At 42.7% G+C, this 17,399-nt stretch carries 16 protein-coding genes and 1 pseudogene; 15 read left to right on the forward strand and 2 right to left on the reverse strand.

The features are described from left to right. Nucleotides 1-9 precede the first annotated feature (9 nt). The 4 genes from dapB (at nt 10) to BM257_RS07020 (ending at nt 3,438) form a co-directional block, all read left to right on the forward strand. Nucleotides 10-726, forward strand: a complete 717-nt coding sequence (gene dapB, locus BM257_RS07005) for a 4-hydroxy-tetrahydrodipicolinate reductase (RefSeq protein WP_092070237.1) — start codon at nt 10-12, stop codon at nt 724-726. A 78-nt stretch (nt 727-804) separates the two neighbouring features. Continuing rightward, a complete protein-coding gene (gene lepB, locus BM257_RS07010; RefSeq protein ID WP_092070240.1) occupies nt 805-2,238 on the forward strand; it encodes a signal peptidase I in 1,434 nt (477 codons plus the stop codon). 1 nt (nt 2,239) lies between these two features. Beyond that, entirely contained in the window at nt 2,240-2,773 is a 534-nt protein-coding gene (gene lepB / locus BM257_RS07015) for a signal peptidase I (protein WP_092070243.1), read from the forward strand. Beyond that, entirely contained in the window at nt 2,770-3,438 is a 669-nt protein-coding gene (locus tag BM257_RS07020; protein ID WP_092070246.1) for a WbqC family protein, read from the forward strand. The genes lepB (BM257_RS07015) and BM257_RS07020 overlap by 4 nt, the downstream gene beginning before the upstream one ends. Here the strand turns inward: BM257_RS07020 and BM257_RS07025 are convergent. Further along, the gene (locus tag BM257_RS07025; protein WP_092070249.1) at nt 3,435-4,049 is read right to left on the reverse strand and encodes a formate/nitrite transporter family protein; all 615 of its coding nucleotides are present in this window, start codon (nt 4,047-4,049) and stop codon (nt 3,435-3,437) included. The genes BM257_RS07020 and BM257_RS07025 overlap by 4 nt on opposite strands. Before the next feature lie 122 nt (nt 4,050-4,171). On the opposite strand from BM257_RS07025, the gene BM257_RS07030 reads away from it, so the two are divergent. The 8 genes and pseudogenes from BM257_RS07030 to deoC all read left to right on the forward strand — a co-directional run bounded on the left by BM257_RS07030 (nt 4,172) and on the right by deoC (nt 11,562). Continuing rightward, nucleotides 4,172-5,089: a DMT family transporter gene (locus BM257_RS07030; protein WP_092070251.1), complete on the forward strand. Its 918-nt coding sequence runs from the start codon at nt 4,172-4,174 to the stop codon at nt 5,087-5,089. Nucleotides 5,090-5,140: 51 nt separating this feature from the next. Beyond that, entirely contained in the window at nt 5,141-7,060 is a 1,920-nt protein-coding gene (gene mnmG, locus BM257_RS07035; protein WP_092070254.1) for a tRNA uridine-5-carboxymethylaminomethyl(34) synthesis enzyme MnmG, read from the forward strand. A 92-nt stretch (nt 7,061-7,152) separates the two neighbouring features. Next, nucleotides 7,153-7,682, forward strand: a pseudogene (locus BM257_RS07040) (adenine phosphoribosyltransferase). Between the two features lie 22 nt (nt 7,683-7,704). After that, a complete protein-coding gene (gene uvrC / locus BM257_RS07045) occupies nt 7,705-9,528 on the forward strand; it encodes an excinuclease ABC subunit UvrC (protein ID WP_092070257.1) in 1,824 nt (607 codons plus the stop codon). A gap of 45 nt (nt 9,529-9,573) precedes the next feature. Further along, the gene (dtd, locus tag BM257_RS07050) at nt 9,574-10,026 is read left to right on the forward strand and encodes a D-aminoacyl-tRNA deacylase (RefSeq protein ID WP_092070260.1); all 453 of its coding nucleotides are present in this window, start codon (nt 9,574-9,576) and stop codon (nt 10,024-10,026) included. Nucleotide 10,027: 1 nt separating this feature from the next. Beyond that, the gene (locus BM257_RS07055; protein WP_092070263.1) at nt 10,028-10,276 is read left to right on the forward strand and encodes a hypothetical protein; all 249 of its coding nucleotides are present in this window, start codon (nt 10,028-10,030) and stop codon (nt 10,274-10,276) included. Beyond that, a complete protein-coding gene (locus BM257_RS07060; RefSeq protein WP_092070266.1) occupies nt 10,273-10,596 on the forward strand; it encodes a nucleotide pyrophosphohydrolase in 324 nt (107 codons plus the stop codon). The genes BM257_RS07055 and BM257_RS07060 overlap by 4 nt, the downstream gene beginning before the upstream one ends. Nucleotides 10,597-10,602: 6 nt before the next feature. Beyond that, complete coding sequence (gene deoC / locus BM257_RS07065; protein WP_092070269.1) at nt 10,603-11,562, forward strand: deoxyribose-phosphate aldolase; 960 nt, start codon at nt 10,603-10,605, stop codon at nt 11,560-11,562. An 82-nt stretch (nt 11,563-11,644) separates the two neighbouring features. Here the strand turns inward: deoC and BM257_RS07070 are convergent, their stop codons facing one another. Next, nucleotides 11,645-12,622 (reverse strand): polyprenyl synthetase family protein, encoded by a 978-nt coding sequence (locus tag BM257_RS07070; RefSeq protein WP_092070272.1) that lies wholly within the window; start codon nt 12,620-12,622, stop codon nt 11,645-11,647. A gap of 87 nt (nt 12,623-12,709) precedes the next feature. Between BM257_RS07070 and polA the strand changes: the two genes are divergently transcribed. The 3 genes from polA (at nt 12,710) to nadA (ending at nt 17,399) form a co-directional block, all read left to right on the forward strand. Then, entirely contained in the window at nt 12,710-15,475 is a 2,766-nt protein-coding gene (gene polA / locus BM257_RS07075; protein ID WP_092070275.1) for a DNA polymerase I, read from the forward strand. 24 nt (nt 15,476-15,499) lie between these two features. Further along, the gene (locus tag BM257_RS07080) at nt 15,500-16,036 is read left to right on the forward strand and encodes an RNA methyltransferase (protein ID WP_092070278.1); all 537 of its coding nucleotides are present in this window, start codon (nt 15,500-15,502) and stop codon (nt 16,034-16,036) included. A 373-nt stretch (nt 16,037-16,409) separates the two neighbouring features. Continuing rightward, nucleotides 16,410-17,399, forward strand: coding sequence for a quinolinate synthase NadA (gene nadA / locus BM257_RS07085; RefSeq protein WP_092070550.1), 990 nt, complete (start codon nt 16,410-16,412; stop codon nt 17,397-17,399).

Here is a 17,399-nt window from a genome sequence, read left to right on the forward strand (position 1 = left end):
GCAAACATTATGAAAATAGCATTAATCGGCTATGGTAAAATGGGTAAGATGATAGAACAAATCGCCCTCGACCGTGGCCATGAGATTGTAAGTATCATTGACATTGACAATCAAGAGGATTTTGACAGTGACGCCTTCAAAAGTGCAGATGTTGCCATAGAGTTTACTGCACCACAGGCTGCATACGGTAACTACCTCCGAGCCTTCAAGCACAACGTAAAAGTGGTCTCTGGTTCCACAGGTTGGATGAAAGAACATGGTGATGACGTTCGTCGTATGTGTTCTGAAGAGGGACAGACACTTTTCTGGGCTTCTAACTTCAGTATTGGCGTTGCCATTTTCTCCGCCGTCAACCGATATCTGGCGAAGATAATGAACCAGTTCCCACAATATGATGTGGAGATGGAGGAGACACACCATGTACATAAACTCGATCATCCCAGTGGTACCGCTATCACTCTTGCCGAGGAGATTGTAGAGAACATCGACCGTAAGGAGGCGTGGAAGGAAGATACCACAGATCCTAAATATCTACGTATCGATCATATCCGTCGAGGCGAGGTGCCGGGTATTCATACCGTCCGTTACGACTCAGATGCCGATTTAATTACTATTACCCATGATGCGCATAGTCGTAAGGGATTTGCCTTAGGTGCTGTCTTGGCTGCTGAATATACGAAAGAACATCAAGGACTGCTCACCATCAGTGATATGTTTAAATTTTAAAACTTAGGTTAATATCAGCATAAGATGCAACTTACAGCCGTATAATTGCGTCATATCTATGCAAATTGGTTTTTAGCAATGGAAAAAAGGGAAAAGAAAAAACTGAATATGAAAGTCCAGTGGGCGAAGTTTATTGTCGTACTGGTACTCTACCTGCTGTTCCTCTATTGGGTAAAGTCATGGTGGGGATTGCTCGTCGTACCGTTTATCTATGATGTCTATATCTCCAAGAAGATACGATGGCAATGGTGGAAAGACGCTGAAGGACCTATCAAGTTCGTGATGTCATGGGTAGACGCCTTGGTATTCGCTCTCGTCGCCGTCTATTTTATCAACCTGTTCTTCTTCCAAAACTATGTGATTCCCTCTTCGTCACTGGAAAAATCATTATTGACGGGCGACTACCTCTTTGTATCGAAGGTGAGCTATGGACCACGTATCCCAGAGACACCATTGACGATGCCCCTGACACAGCATACCCTTCCTCTATTCCAGTGTAAAAGCTATATTGAATGGCCCCATTGGGACTATCGCCGAGTGAAAGGTCTGGGAAAGGTGCAGCTGAACGATATAGTCGTGTTCAACTATCCTGCTGGTGATACCATATGCAGTGCTCCACAATACCAGCCATACGACTTCTACCAGATGTGTTACTCACTGGGATATCAGATGTATCCACAACGTCCAAACCCAGACTCCTTGTCACAGGAAGACTTACCCAGATACTTCAATGCTATCTATCAGGCAGGACGTAGTGAGATTATCCGCAACCAAGCAGAATATGGTTTGATTGACACCCGTCCGACAGATCGTCGTGAGAATTATGTGAAACGTTGTGTGGGATTGCCAGGACAAACCCTCCAAATCAAAAATCATATCATATACCTTGATGGCAAAGCAAATAAAGAACCTGATAACGTACAATACACTTATAAGGTAAAACTTCGTGAGCGATTGGATGATGATGTCATGAAAGACCTGGGTATCACGATGGAAGACCTTACCTCACTAAATACTACAGGGTATATGCCTTTGACTAAATTTGCCGTTGCAGAACTGAAACGACGTGAACTGGTGGAGAGCATTGAACTGAATACCGATGCCAGTGACTTGGATATCTATCCACTCAATGGTAATTTACACTGGACCCGCGACAATTATGGTCCCATATGGATTCCTGCAAAAGGCAAAAGCATTCAACTGACAATGGCTAACCTACCTATCTATGAACGCTGTATCCGTACCTATGAGGGAAATACATTAGAGGTGAAAGACGGAAAGATCCTGATTAATGGTCAAGTAGCCACCTCTTATACTTTCAAACTCGACTACTACTGGATGATGGGCGACAATCGTCATAACTCTCTCGACTCCCGTTACTGGGGCTTTGTACCAGAAGACCATATCGTGGGTAAACCCATCTTCATCTGGTGGAGCAGTGATCCTGATCGTCATGGCTTCTCTGGGATCCGTTGGAACAGATTGTTCCGTTTTGTAGATAATATCAAATAACATGTCAGGCTGGCTAAGGTTCGTGATAACACTTGCAACAGCCTTCGTGCTGGTGCTTGCTTTCCGTGCTTTGGCTTTTTCTGTCTATACCGTAGAGGGCAAAGGACTACAACCCCTCTATATCTGTGGCGACCGACTATTGGTCAATCGTTGGAGTTATGGCTTACGCATCAATGGCAATGGTATGTTGCCTTATAGCCGTTTGCTACGTAAACCCGTCAACAAAGGTGATATCGTCGTGTTTGACCTACCTGGTGACTCTATAGAGGGAGAATTTGTGGCACGATGTAAAGCAGTACCTGGGGATACTGTCCGCCTGAAGGATGGTATCGTTGTTGTGCCTGGGTTGAAAAATTGTGCAGATGCAGACTACTATTGGCTTGAATCTATCCATCCTAAAAATCCCGCTGACTCACGGCATCTGGGATTCATCTCTGAACGGAACATCATTGGAAGGGTGGTAAACATCCTCTATCATCACGATGACAACAAGAATTACCTTGAAGGGTTTCGTAAGGAAAGGATTTTCCAATGAGCACAGTACTCCTTCAGACTACCTATTTCGGACCTGTTCAATGGTATCAGAAACTGGCTCGTTACAACCATTGTCTCATTGAGCAATACGATTCTTATCAAAAACAGACCTATCGGAATCGATGTGTCATTGCTACGGCAAACGGACTGCAAACCCTCACCGTTCCTGTTGAACATCATTCTCAACTCTTTAAAGTTGCGGATAAGAATACTGAGTTCGGGAATGCTCTCAGCTCTCAATTCGTAAAAGACCTGCGCATCAGTGACCATAACCAATGGCGTCGTGTTCATTGGAATGCATTACAAAGTGCCTATAGTGAGAGCCCCTTCTTTGAGTATTATGCGGATGACATCCGTCCCTTCTTTGAACAAAAGTATGAGTTTCTTATTGACTTGAACGAGGCTATCCGCCAAAAAATCTGTGAGCTGATTGATATCCAGCCTCATGTGGAACACACTAAAGAATATCTGTCAACCACCAACTGCCAACTATCAACTATCTATGATTTCCGAGAAGTCATCCACGCAAAACATCCGCTAACAGATGCTGACTTCCAACCTCGACCCTATTGGCAAGTATTTCAACACCGTTATGGATTCCTGTCCAACCTCTCCATCCTCGACCTCCTTTTTTGTATGGGACCTGAAGCAGTATTTTACCTTTAAGCAGTATGGGAGAAGAAAAGAGTCCAGCGATAAAGATTACAGCCCACAAAATTTCCCAAAACCTCTGAGAGATAGACTATCAATACCTCTGTTTGTAATACCTGTTCGGCAGGAGAGACAAGGAAATAAAAAGCATCTGCAATACTATGGGCGAATCCACAAAGAATAAAGACAGGTACACCAAACACCAAAGGCAACATCTTCCCTTTTCTGGCAAACTCTACCGCCGTCGTCATTATGAATCCACATCCAATAGCCAGCAAGAAACAAGCTAACGGTCCCTTTGTCAATCGTCCTGCCAAAATCTTCGATGCAGGCTCAATACAGTCGGGCTGTGCATAAGCGATGAGCCATGCCGTAAGCAGACAGCCGATAATATTTCCTATCAATACCATTACCAGCATCGACCAGTCACCTTGTCGACGGATAAAGCCAGCAGTACCGGTATAAAGTTTAAGACCGTAATAGACAACGGTCGTCAATCCGAAAGCAAATAATACTGCACCAGCTACCCCTCCTACTCTGAGGTTTACCACACAACCTATCGAGATACAGATACCAGCAAGAATAGCCAGTGGTAGGATATCTCTAAACAATTCTAACTTCTTCATATCATTCTTCTTTTATCCTATTGAGTTGCAAAGTTACGACTTTTACCATAGAAACTATTATATTTCAAAAAACTTTTGTAAATTTGCACGCAAATTCCTAAAGGACAAAGTAATACGAGAGTATGAAAGAAAACAAAGCACTTATAGCACACCTCTCCATGTTTGGAGCATGTGCAGGATGGGGACTGATGGCACCCATTGGTAAAGATGCCATGACCAATGGTTTCGATGGTATAACCATGGTTACCTTTCGTGTTGGTGGAGCTTGTCTGCTCTTCTGGATTGCCTCTCTCTTTGCCCCTAAGGAACATGTTCCCCTTCGCGACAAACTCATGTTCATTGGAGCAGGATTGTTTGGGTTGTTATTCAATCAATGCTGTTATACAATAGGACTTAGTATTACCTCACCTATCAATGCCTCCATCGTGACAACCTCTATGCCTATCTTCGCCATGCTCTTATCAGCATTGATACTAAAAGAGCCTATTACTGGAAAGAAAGCGATTGGTGTCTTGATGGGATGCTTTGGGGCTTTGACTTTGATACTGACCTCTGTCACACATGAAAGTGACAAGGTAGGTAACATTTATGGTGACCTGCTTTGTCTTTTCGCCCAATTTTCTTTCGCACTCTATCTGGCCCTTTTCAATCCACTGATCCGTCGCTATAATGTATTCACTATTAACAAATACATGTTCTCTTGGGCAACACTCATACTGCTGCCTTTAACCATTTCCCATGTAAGTGGAGTTCTCGCAGAACCTATTCCTGTAAAAACATGGATAGAAGTAGGCTATGTGGTGGGGATTGGTACTTTTCTAGGTTATATCCTTACCATGATAGGACAGCGCATCTTACGCCCTACCGTAGTATCTGTATATAATTATGTACAACCCGTTGTCTCTGTGATAGCAACGATACTGATGGGTATTGGTATCTTGAAACCCACCCATGCACTTGCCGTTATCCTGGTATTCTCTGGAGTATGGCTGGTGACGAAATCAAAATCAAGAAAGGATTTGGAAAAGGAAAAGGCATAAAAACAAATACAATTATTTTGTTCTTTTCTCGCTTATTCGTACCTTTGCAGCATGATATTGAAATACGACGTATTGGTTATCGGAGGTGGACATGCTGGTTGTGAGGCAGCTTGTGCCTCAGCCAACATGGGAGCAAAGACATGTTTGGTGACGATGGACATGAATAAGATCGCACAGATGTCATGCAATCCAGCCATTGGTGGTATTGCCAAAGGACAGATTGTACGAGAGATTGATGCCTTAGGTGGACAGATGGGACTCGTGACAGATGCCACAGCGATCCAATTCCGAATGCTGAACCGCAGCAAAGGGCCTGCCATGTGGAGTCCCCGTGCCCAGTGTGACCGTGGCAAATTCATCTGGCAGTGGCGCAGCGTCCTTGACCATACCGACAACCTCGATATCTGGCAAGACCAAGCAGATGAACTGTTAGTTGAGTCTGTTGCTGTGTCACAACAACAAGCAAAACAAGTGGTCGGTGTGAGGACTATCTGGGGCGCAGAACTACGTGCTAAGGCGGTCATCATTACTGCTGGCACATTCCTCAACGGACTGATGCATATCGGACGCAAGATGGTCCCTGGAGGACGTATTGCCGAGCCTGCTGTACCTCATTTCACAGAGAGTATCACACGCCATGGTATCCGTTCTGAACGTATGAAGACCGGAACACCTGTGCGCATCGACAAACGCTCCGTTCACTTCGAGGATTTGGAGATACAGGAGGGGGAGCATGACTTCCACCAGTTCTCCTATATGAGTGAGCCACGTCCACTGCCCCAATTAACCTGTTGGACATGTAATACTAATCCAGCTGTCCATGAGACACTTCGTTCAGGGCTGAAAGACTCTCCGCTTTATAATGGTCAGATACAGTCGATAGGACCACGTTACTGTCCCTCTATAGAGACCAAACTTGTCACCTTCCCAGAAAGAGAGCAACACCCGTTGTTCCTCGAGCCGGAAGGAACAGATACCAACGAGCTATACCTGAATGGTTTTTCATCATCCCTCCCTATGGACATACAGATAGCGGCACTGAAACATATCCCTGCTTTTAGAGACTTGAAGGTCTATCGTCCTGGTTATGCCATCGAATATGATTTCTTTGACCCCACTCAACTCAACCATTCATTAGAATCAAAAGTCATTTCCGGATTATTCATGGCTGGACAGGTTAATGGTACCACTGGTTATGAGGAAGCTGGAGGACAAGGTATTATTGCTGGTATCAATGCAGCACTGAAGGCTGGTTCTGCCGGTTGTAATGACACAACAACAGAGAATACTTTTATCCTACACCGAGACGAAGCATACATTGGGGTATTGATTGACGACCTAGTGACAAAAGGTGTCGACGAGCCCTACCGTATGTTTACATCTCGTGCTGAATACCGCATTTTATTACGACAGGATGACGCTGACGCACGTCTGACTAAAAAAGCCTATCAGATAGGTGTGGCAAAGAAAGATCGTTATGATTGGTGGGTGCAGAAAAAGGAACATATTGAAGAAATCGAGAATTTCTGCAAAGAATATCATATCAAACCTAAGGCTATCAATGGCGCATTGGAGGCATTAGGTTCTACCCCACTTGTCTACGGTTGTAAACTGGAAGACTTAATAGCTCGTCCTGAACTGAATTTCGAAAAATTACAGGAGATCATCCCTGAATTAAAAGAAACACTAAATCGTCCGAATCAACGGAAAGAGGAAATCACAGAGGCTGCCGAAGTACATATTAAATACAAAGGCTATATAGAACGCGAAAAAATCGTTGCCGACAAGATGCATCGGTTGGAGGACATCAAAATCAAAGGACACTTCAACTACAACGAAATACAACAACTCAGTACAGAGGCACGACAGAAATTAACTGCTATTGATCCTGAAACACTCGCACAAGCAAGTCGTATTCCAGGAGTGTCACCCAGTGACATTAATGTCATACTAGTGTTAATGGGAAGATAAAAACATATCATGGACATCGTGTAAGAAACTATGTTCCACGTGAAACATTAAATCATAAAACAAAAGTAACAATAACATAAAACCAAAGTATTATGAACAACAAGACACTGATGGACAATCTGCGATGTATTCAAGATTTTCCAAAAAAGGTATCAACTTCAGAGACGTGACAACCCTCTACAAAAATGCAGAGTGTATGAAAATTATGGTCGATGAGATGTATGAACTCTATAAGGACAAGGGAATCACTAAAATTGTCGGGGTGGAATCACGAGGTTTCGTCATGGCTGCCGCATTAGCTGCAAAGATGGGAGCAGGTGTAGTACTGGCAAGAAAACCAGGAAAACTACCTGCAACAGTCATCAAGGAGTCATTCACCAAGGAGTATGGAGTGGACATCGTAGAGATGCACATCGACTCTATCGATGAGAACGATGTCGTTTTGATCCACGATGACTTGCTTGCGACTGGAGGTACTGCACTTGCCACCTATAAACTCGTGAAACACTTCCACCCCAAAAACATCTATATGAATTTCATTATAGAGATTACAGACGAGGGATTGCACGGCAGAGACAAATTCAAAGGCTTAGTAGATGTTACTACCTTGATGGTTGTCTAACGTTCCACGTGAAACATTTGGCATGACAAAGGAAGAGAATGAGGAAAGGCTGAAGAGGCTCAAGAGCATTGTGAGTGCCCTGCCTGAGAAACCTGGCAGCTATCAGTATTACGATGCTGAGGGAACAATCATCTATGTGGGTAAGGCAAAGAACCTGAAGGCACGAGTCTCTTCCTATTTTCATACAGAAGTAGACCGTTTCAAGACGAAGGTACTGGTATCAAAAATACATGATATCAGTTATACAGTAGTGAATACTGAGGAGGATGCATTATTATTAGAAAACTCGCTCATCAAGAAGTATAACCCACGTTATAATGTACTCCTGAAGGACGGCAAGACCTATCCGAGCATCTGTGTCACAAAAGAATATCTGCCACGCATCTTTCCTACCCGTACCATCAACAAAAAATGGGGCACCTACTATGGGCCTTACTCACATGTAGGAAGTATGCATGCAGTATTAGACCTGATCAAGAAACTCTACCATCCAAGAACCTGTAAGTTCCCAATTACAAAGGAGGGTATAGAACAAAAGAAATATCAGGTTTGTCTCGAATACCACATTAAAAACTGTGGTGGACCATGCGTTGGGAAACAACTTTTGGATGATTATCAGAAGAATATTGAGCAGGCAAAGGAGATATTAAAAGGAAACACCCGTGTGGTGCTTCGAGCTTTGAAAGACGAGATGCTACAGCTTTCCGAGCAACTCCGTTTTGAGGAGGCAGAAGAGGTAAAGAGACGTTATCTACTCATTGACCAATTCGTATCTAAAAGTGAGGTCGTCAGCCATACCATCAACAATGTCGATGTCCTCACCATCACCAATGACGAGAAAATCGCCTTCATCAATTATATCCACGTCTCCAACGGTTCTATCAACCAGAGTTTTACCTTTGAATACAAGAAAAAACTCGATGAGACAGATGAGGAACTGCTACAATTAGGAATTGTAGAGATGCGAGAGCGATTTCAAAGTAATGCAAAAGAAATCATATTACCGCAGGAGATCAACCTCAACTTAGAAGGAGTCACCATTACAGTACCCCAAAGAGGAGATAAAAAAACGCTTTTGGACCTTTCTTTAATGAATGGTAAACAGTATAAGTTCGACCGACTGAAACAAGCTGAGAAGCTCAATCCGGAACAGAAATCCGTGCGTTTGATGAAAGAGTTACAAGATTTGTTGCATCTCCCCAAGATGCCATACCAGATAGAATGTTTCGACAACTCAAATATCTCAGGTTCCGATGCAGTAGCGGCATGTGTCGTCTTCAAGAAAATGAAACCCTCAAAACAGGACTATCGTAAATACAATATCAAGACGGTAGTGGGACCAGATGACTATGCTTCAATGAAAGAAGTCGTATGGAGACGGTATCACCGTCTGCTAGAAGAAGAGCAACCCCTACCCGACCTCATCGTCGCTGATGGTGGAAAAGGACAAATGGAAGTGATACGACAAGCTGTAGAGGATGAGTTGGGACTCAATATCCCCATTGCAGGACTTGCCAAAGACGACCGCCATCGCACCAATGAACTACTCTATGGTTTTCCTCCACGAGTGATAGGAATCAAAGATACATCTGAATTATTCCGTGTACTTACCCACTTACAGGATGAAGTCCATCGTTTCGCCATCACTTTTCATCGAGAGAAGCGTTCTAAGCACGCCTTACACTCTGAGCTGGATGATATCAAGGGCATCGGTCCAAAAGCCAAGGAAACCCTTTTAAAAGTCTTTAAAAGCGTGAAAAGAATCAAGGAAGCAGAGCTGTCAGCACTAACAGAAACACTTGGTACAGCTAAAGGAAAGATAATCTTTGACTACTTTCATAAATAGCGTTAAATGACACACTAATTCATAGATTTTACGTACCTTTGCATTATGAGAATAGTCATTCAAAGAGTAAAGCATGCCAGTGTGACGATTAATGATGTCGTACATTCAAGTATTCAACAGGGATATTTGATACTGTTAGGCATCTGTGAAGAAGACACAATGGAGGATGTGGACTGGTTAGTGAAGAAGGTAGTAGGGCTTCGTGTCTTCGACGATGAGAATCATGTCATGAACCGTTCCATTATGGATATCGATGGAGAGGCTTTGGTCGTCAGCCAATTTACACTCTACGCCAGTTATAAAAAGGGCAACCGTCCCTCGTGGTTCCGTGCAGGCAGTCATGAGCACTCTATCCCACTCTATGAAGCGTTTTGCAAGCAGTTAAGCGATACTTTAAGAAAACCTGTAGGCACAGGAGAATTTGGTGCAGACATGAAGGTAGAACTCTTGAATGACGGACCAGTTACGATATGTATGGATACTAAAAACAAAGAGTGATATGAAGAAATATTTAAGGGAAATAGAGGTAGCAGGATGCTTGTTAGTCATTATCGGAGTCATCCTGAATCTGTTTTTAGGTACGGGCTATGCCGTAGGTCCCTGTGCTATAGGATTATTACTCTGGCTGATTTGCTTTATCTACAGAGCATTCCATTGGAAGGAGTATGAGCGTGAGAACAAGCAAGGAATTGTGATTATCATCATTGCAATCTTTATATTAATTCTTCAAATGATGATGAGACAATGACGATACGAGAGGCACAAGAGACGGTAGACCAGTGGATTAAGACCTACGGTGTTCGTTATTTCTCCGAACTGACGAATATGGCAGTGCTGACGGAGGAAGTGGGTGAACTGGCACGTGTCATCGCACGAAAATATGGTGATCAGAGCTTCAAGCCAGGAGAGAAAGACAACCTTGGGGAAGAAATGGCAGACGTGGTATGGGTACTACTTTGTCTAGCCAACCAAACAGGTGTCGACCTTACTGACGAGTTACAAAAAAGTATTGAGAAGAAGACATTGCGAGACAAGGAGAGACATTTGAGTAACGACAAACTAAAATAGAGAAATATGACAGAACATCATCATCACGAGCACGACCATGAGTGCTCTTGCGGACACGACCATCATCATCATGATGAGCGTCCGGAGAATATGTATGAGCAGGCTTTGAACTTATATGACTGTAATCTCTCTGACGAGCAAGTCAGAGAAACAGTGAGGAGAATCATTGCGGAGAAAGTACATGAGAATGATACCCTAGAGGTCAAGAAATTCCTGATGGGCAGTGTGGAGCTGACAACATTGAAGACGACAGACTCTGAGGAGAGTGTGATGGCATTTACAGAGAAAGTCAATCAGTATGAGGACACCTACCCTGACCTCCCTCATGTCGCCACCATCTGCGTCTATCCTTGTTTTGCCAAGACAGTAGCAGAGACTTTGGAGGTTGGTGGTGTCGAAATCGCCTGTGTATCAGGCAGTTTCCCATCTTCCCAGACCTTTCCGGAAATCAAGATTGCCGAGACAGCATTAGCCATCAAGGATGGAGCAACGGAGATAGACATGGTATTACCTGTAGGGAAGTTCCTCAGTGGTGATTATGAGGATGTCGCAGATGAGATTGCAGAGATGAAGGCTGTCTGTGGAGAGCGTAAGATGAAAGTCATCTTAGAGACAGGTTGTCTGAAGACAGCAAGCAATATCAAGAAAGCAGCTATTCTCGCCATGTATGGTGGTGCCGACTATATCAAGACCTCTACAGGTAAGTTAGAGCCTGCGGCTACCCCAGAGGCAGCTTACGTCATGTGTCAGGCTATCAAGGAATACTTCACCAAGACGGGTATACAGATTGGTTTCAAACCTGCCGGTGGCTTGAATAGTGTGATGGACGCACTTATCTACTACACCATTGTGAAAGAAGTATTAGGAGAGAAATGGCTGACCAATCAGTGGTTCCGCATGGGTACCTCCAGACTGGCAAACCTGTTACTCAGTGAGATTGTTGGAGAAGAGACTAAATTCTTCTAAGTAAGATAAGTCAGGATTATCTTCAAAAGACAGGGAGTCTCAAATTGTCCCAAGGCTTGGAATAAACAAAGATCAATATTCCTTAAAGACTACGCTCTATCACATAATCCACATAGGCAGTCAAGGCATCCTTGATTGCCTTTTCCTTGACGCTGTTTTGGATATAGTCCATGCAAATTTGACTGAATTCCTGCATACGCTGCTCCGCATATTCTATGCCACCCTGCTGTTTGGTAAACTCCACCAGAACAGCAATTTCATCCTGATTGATAGTACCTGCCTTCACTTTCTTGGCGAGAGTATTCATCGACTCAAAATTTGCTTTATTCAGGGCATAGATGACAGGTAGTGTCAATTTACCTTCAGTCATATCGTTACCAGTGGGTTTACCAATCTCCTTAGAGTCATAATAATCGAAGATATCATCACGAATCTGGAACATGATACCCAAGGTCTGTCCGAATTTTGCGGCTTTTGCCACTTCCTCATCAGAAGCTCCAGCGGAAATGGCACCGATAGCGGAACAAGCCTCAAACAAAGCAGCCGTCTTCTGGTTGATAACCTGGTAATAAACCTCCTCACTAAACTCCTGGTTCTGGATATTCGACAATTGCAAAATCTCACCGGCTGCCAAGATACGACCTAACTCAGCAAGATATTCCACAATTTGCTGATTACCAGTATTTGACACTTTCAATAAAGCTGTCGAGAGGATATAGTCACCCACCAATACAGCAACCTTATTATTATAAGTGGCATTGACAGAAGCCTGTCCACGACGCTCCTCACTCTCGTCTACCACGTCATCATGAACCAGCGATGCCGTATGCAGCAATTCCAATCCCACAGCAGCATATTGCGTCACATTGGATATCCCTCCATAGTTCTTAGCCATAAGCAAAATCAACATAGGACGCATACGTTTTCCACCACGCTGACGGATATGTGACAAAGCCTGCGAGAGTAATCCATTATCATGTAACAAACTTGAGTTGAACAACTCGATAAAATCGTTCAAATCCTTCTCTATGGGCTGCTTAATAAGTGACAAATAATCCATTTTCATTGAAATTTGTTACAAAAATAGTGAAAATATCGGGATATTGAAAAATATTTTAGTAATTTTACGCAGAAAATAAACAATGTTATGGATAAACTCTTCCTTTTAGACGCTTACGCACTCATTTACCGGTCGTATTACGCCTTCATCAAAAACCCACGTATCAACTCGAAAGGTTTAAATACATCAGCCATTGTAGGATTTGTCAATACCCTGCAAGAAGTACTGACCAAAGAACAGCCAACACATTTGGGTGTTGCCTTTGACCCTCATGGACCTACGTTCCGCAGTGAGGCTTTTCCAGCCTATAAAGCACAGCGAGAAGCAACTCCGGAAGATATCCGTAAAGCCGTACCTATCATCAAAGACTTGTTGAGAGCGTGGAACATCCCTATCCTACAGGTAGACGGCTATGAGGCTGATGATATTATTGGTACCCTTGCCACAAAGGCAGGAGCAGAAGGAGTGACAACCTATATGCTGACTCCTGATAAGGACTATGGACAACTGGTGTCAGAAAATGTCTTTATCTTCCGTCCTCGTCATGGTGGCGGCTATGAGACCATGGGAATAGAAGAAGTAAAGAATAAATACGGCATTCCATCGACAACCGCTGTCATCGATCTCCTTGCTTTGATGGGAGACTCTGCTGACAATTTCCCTGGTTGTCCTGGTGTTGGTGAGAAAACTGCTGTCAAACTCATAGACCAGTTTGGTACCATAGAGAATATGCTCGAGCATACGGACGAGATCAAGGGAGCACTCAAGACAAAAGTCGAGGAACACATAGATGATATTAAGATGTCGAAATTCTTAGCAACCATCAAAACAGATGTTCCCATTGAACTTAATCTTGCCGAATTGAAAATCTCCGAGCCAAACGAAGAGGAACTTGGAAAACTTCTAGAAGAATTGGAGTTTAAGAGTCTTGCTAATAAGATTCTTAAAAAAACTGAAAAAATATCAATTCCTGTAAACGGACAACTCGATTTGTTTGCAGAATTTGCACACGAGGGGTCGAAAGAACCAGAATTTTCGAATTTAGAGACGTTAAAAACGACTCCTCACGATTACCAACTAATTGATAATGAGGAAGATTTAAGAAAATTATGTGACTTTTTCTTAACAAAAGAAATTCTCAGTCTAGATACAGAGACCACTTCAACCAATCCTATTGATGCAGAATTGGTAGGATTGAGCTTCGCAGTGGAAGAACATCATGCCTATTATGTCCCTATCCCACCCCAACGGGAGGAAGCACAGAAAATCGTGGAAATTTTCCGACCTGTTTATGAGAATGAAGAAATATTGAAGGTAGGTCAGAATCTAAAATATGACCTTGAGGTACTTCACAACTATGACATTGAGTTGAAAGGTAAGATGTGGGATACGATGATCGCCCATTACCTCATCCAACCAGAGCTTCGTCATAACATGGACTATATGGCAGAGATTTATTTGCACTATAAGACAATCCATATTGATGAGTTGATAGGACCAAAGGGTAAAAACCAACGCTCGATGCGCGACTTAGATCCTCAGCAAATATATGAATATGCCGCAGAGGATGCGGATATCACCCTACAGTTAAAAAACAAGCTGGAACCAGAACTGAGAAAATATGATTGTGAGAATCTATTCTATCAGATAGAAATGCCTTTGATGCCCGTCTTAGCAGAGATGGAGATGAATGGTGTTTGTCTGGACACAGCATCACTTGCTGAGACATCTAAACAACTTACCACCCGTATGAATGAGATAGAACAGCGCATCTATGAACTCGCTGGTCAATCATTCAATATCGCATCACCTAAACAAGTAGGTGAAATTCTCTTTGACAAACTTAAGATTGTGGAGAAAGCAAAGAAGACAAAGACTGGTCAGTATGTGACTTCTGAAGAAGTATTGCAACAACTAAGAAACAAACATGAGATAGTTGCTGATATCCTGGAGCATCGCGGACTGAAGAAACTCATAGGAACCTATATCGACGCACTTCCCAAATTGATTAACCCACGTACGGGACATATCCACACCTCTTTTAATCAGACCATTACAGCAACAGGACGACTGTCTTCCTCTGATCCCAATCTGCAGAATATACCTATCCGCGGTGAGGATGGAAAAGAAATCCGTAAGGCATTTATCCCCGAGCCCGGATGTCTGTTCTTCTCTGCAGACTATAGTCAGATAGAACTTCGTGTGATGGCACACTTATCAGGTGATGAGAATATGATCAACGTATTCCGTGAGGGTAAGGACTTACATGCGGCAACTGCTGCGAATATCTATAAGAAAGATATCTCAGAAGTAACCCGTGATGAGCGAACCAAATCAAAACGAGCCAACTTCGGTATTATCTATGGTATCACTGTCTTTGGACTTGCTGAGCGTCTGGATATTCCTCGTGATGAAGCTAAGATGCTGATTGATGGTTATTTCGATACTTTCCCACAGGTACATGATTATATGGAGAAAGCAAAAGAAATAGCTCGTCAACAGGGATATGTCACTACCCTATTTGGTCGTCGACGTTATCTTCCAGATATCAACAGCGCTAATGCTACCGTTCGTGGTTTTGCAGAACGTAATGCCATCAATGCACCCATCCAAGGTACGGCAGCTGATATTATCAAAATAGCAATGATACATATCTTCCAACGATTTAAAAAAGAACATATCAAGAGTAAAATGATTCTTCAGGTGCATGATGAACTCAACTTCTCCGTTTATTTAGAAGAGAAGGAAAAGGTTGAAAAAATCGTCCTTGAGGAAATGCAGAATGCCTTCGATATGAAAGTTCCTTTAGTAGCAGACTCCGGCTTCGGTGAAAACTGGCTGGAGGCACATTAAGAATAAAATATAATAGTTATAGAGTTGAGAAAGGTTAGAACGATAGAGATGCAACGTCTCACAATAGAGGAGTTCAGGGAGGCTGACAAACTTCCTCTTATTGTCGTACTTGATGATGTACGATCTATGTATAATATAGGTAGTGTTTTCCGTACCTGTGATACATTTAGGGTGGAAGCATTATACCTTTGTGGAATCTGTCAGACCCCACCTTCAACAGAGATACACAAGACGGCATTAGGAGCTGAGGATTCTGTCTCATGGAAATATTTCAAAACTACCCTGGAAGCAGTTGCGGAATTAAAAAAAGAAGGATACCAAATACTATCCATAGAACAAGTAGAGCATTCTACTAAATTACAAACCTTCGTACCACAAAAAGGACAACGATATGCTGTTATTCTTGGTAATGAGGTAAAAGGTGTACACCAAGAAGTAGTGGATATCTCAGACGGATGTCTGGAGATTCCACAATTAGGTACCAAACATTCTATGAATGTCAGTGTCACAGCAGGAATAATTATCTACAAATTTGCTGAGACACTAATACTACGACGGTAAATAAAGTGTGGATAAAGTAGTGGATAAAGGTGTTTATAACTTGTGAAGTAATTCACATAACATCCTTATCCACTACTTTGTCTATGGATAAAAAGAATAAATCATCACTTTCTAAGTAACTTTTCCACCCTTTTTCGCTGAAAAAAGATATAAACTTATTATATTTGCACCAGAATTGAGAATTGTGGATAAACTACTTAGTGACCTCATAATCAATAAGAAAGTATCAACAATAGTTGTGAATGACTGAATATTATAAGTGAATAAACTGTCTGGCAAGAAAATAAAGAAAAAGTTTTGCACTTATCAACGGCATATCATACTACTCATTTCTATTTAAAAGAAAAAATAAAAAGAAAATAAAGATAATATGATGTTGAAAAAGGAGTGGATCAAACAGGGATTTATTGATGAGCCAGTGGCTGAGGGTATAGATCTGAAGACAGAGATTCGTCGTCTTTGTAAAGAGAAGGATGCGATTATCCTCGCACATTATTATACCATTGGTGACATACAGGATATTGCCGACTTTGTTGGCGACTCTCTTGCCTTGGCACGTAAGGCTGCAGAGACTGATGCCAAGATGATGGTGATGTGTGGTGTGCATTTCATGGCAGAGACCTGTAAACTATTGTCTCCAGATAAAACCGTGCTATGTCCTGACCTAAATGCCGGTTGTTCATTGGCTGACTCCTGCAATGCGGAGGATCTGCGTAAGTATAAAGAGGAGCATCCGGATTATCAGGTCATCAGCTATGTCAATACCACTGCTGCAGTCAAAGCATTGACAGATGTGGTTGTTACCAGTGGTAATGCCAAGAAGGTTGTAGATCAGTTACCTCAAGATGCCAAGCTTATTTTTGGTCCTGACTATAACCTTGGTAACTACATCAATGAGGTGACCGGTAGGAAAATGCTGTTATGGAATGGTGGCTGCCATGTCCATGAGCGTTTCTCAACCACAAAGATCCTTGAGTTGAAAAAACAATATCCTGATGCTATCGTCATGGCTCATCTGGAGTGTAAAGGACCTGTTCTTGCTTTAGCTGATGTGAAAGGAAGTACGGCTACGATGCTGAACTATGCGCAGCAGAGTGATAAGAAGCAGTTTATCGTCGCCACAGAAGCCGGTATTCTGCACGAGATGCAACGAACTTGTCCAGACAAGGAATTTATCCCCGTGCCTCCAGAAATCAGCGAGAGCGGCTTAGAATGCAGTTGTAACGAGTGTCAGTATATGAAGATGAACAGTCTCTTGAAGATTTACAACGCTTTGAAGTACGAATGGCCCTCCGTTGAGGTAGATCCCAAGATAGCAAAAGAAGCAGTAAAACCTATTGAGAGGATGCTCCAATTAAGTTAA

This window comes from Prevotella sp. tf2-5 (assembly GCF_900115435.1).
Classification (GTDB): Bacteria; Bacteroidota; Bacteroidia; order Bacteroidales; family Bacteroidaceae; genus Prevotella.

Excerpts from the sequence above, each read along its gene's own strand:
- BM257_RS07060 (WP_092070266.1), top strand. The coding sequence starts at position 10,273 with ATGACGATACGAGAGGCACAAGAGACGGTAGACCAGTGGATTAAGACC.
- uvrC (WP_092070257.1), top strand. The coding sequence starts at position 7,705 with ATGACAAAGGAAGAGAATGAGGAAAGGCTGAAGAGGCTCAAGAGCATT.
- BM257_RS07020 (WP_092070246.1), top strand. The coding sequence starts at position 2,770 with ATGAGCACAGTACTCCTTCAGACTACCTATTTCGGACCTGTTCAATGG.
- lepB (WP_092070240.1), top strand. The coding sequence starts at position 805 with ATGGAAAAAAGGGAAAAGAAAAAACTGAATATGAAAGTCCAGTGGGCG.
- dapB (WP_092070237.1), top strand. The coding sequence starts at position 10 with ATGAAAATAGCATTAATCGGCTATGGTAAAATGGGTAAGATGATAGAA.
- BM257_RS07070 (WP_092070272.1), bottom strand. The coding sequence starts at position 12,622 with ATGGATTATTTGTCACTTATTAAGCAGCCCATAGAGAAGGATTTGAAC.
- nadA (WP_092070550.1), top strand. The coding sequence starts at position 16,410 with ATGTTGAAAAAGGAGTGGATCAAACAGGGATTTATTGATGAGCCAGTG.
- BM257_RS07025 (WP_092070249.1), bottom strand. The coding sequence starts at position 4,049 with ATGAAGAAGTTAGAATTGTTTAGAGATATCCTACCACTGGCTATTCTT.
- polA (WP_092070275.1), top strand. The coding sequence starts at position 12,710 with ATGGATAAACTCTTCCTTTTAGACGCTTACGCACTCATTTACCGGTCG.
- BM257_RS07055 (WP_092070263.1), top strand. The coding sequence starts at position 10,028 with ATGAAGAAATATTTAAGGGAAATAGAGGTAGCAGGATGCTTGTTAGTC.
- deoC (WP_092070269.1), top strand. The coding sequence starts at position 10,603 with ATGACAGAACATCATCATCACGAGCACGACCATGAGTGCTCTTGCGGA.
- mnmG (WP_092070254.1), top strand. The coding sequence starts at position 5,141 with ATGATATTGAAATACGACGTATTGGTTATCGGAGGTGGACATGCTGGT.
- BM257_RS07030 (WP_092070251.1), top strand. The coding sequence starts at position 4,172 with ATGAAAGAAAACAAAGCACTTATAGCACACCTCTCCATGTTTGGAGCA.
- dtd (WP_092070260.1), top strand. The coding sequence starts at position 9,574 with ATGAGAATAGTCATTCAAAGAGTAAAGCATGCCAGTGTGACGATTAAT.
- lepB (WP_092070243.1), top strand. The coding sequence starts at position 2,240 with ATGTCAGGCTGGCTAAGGTTCGTGATAACACTTGCAACAGCCTTCGTG.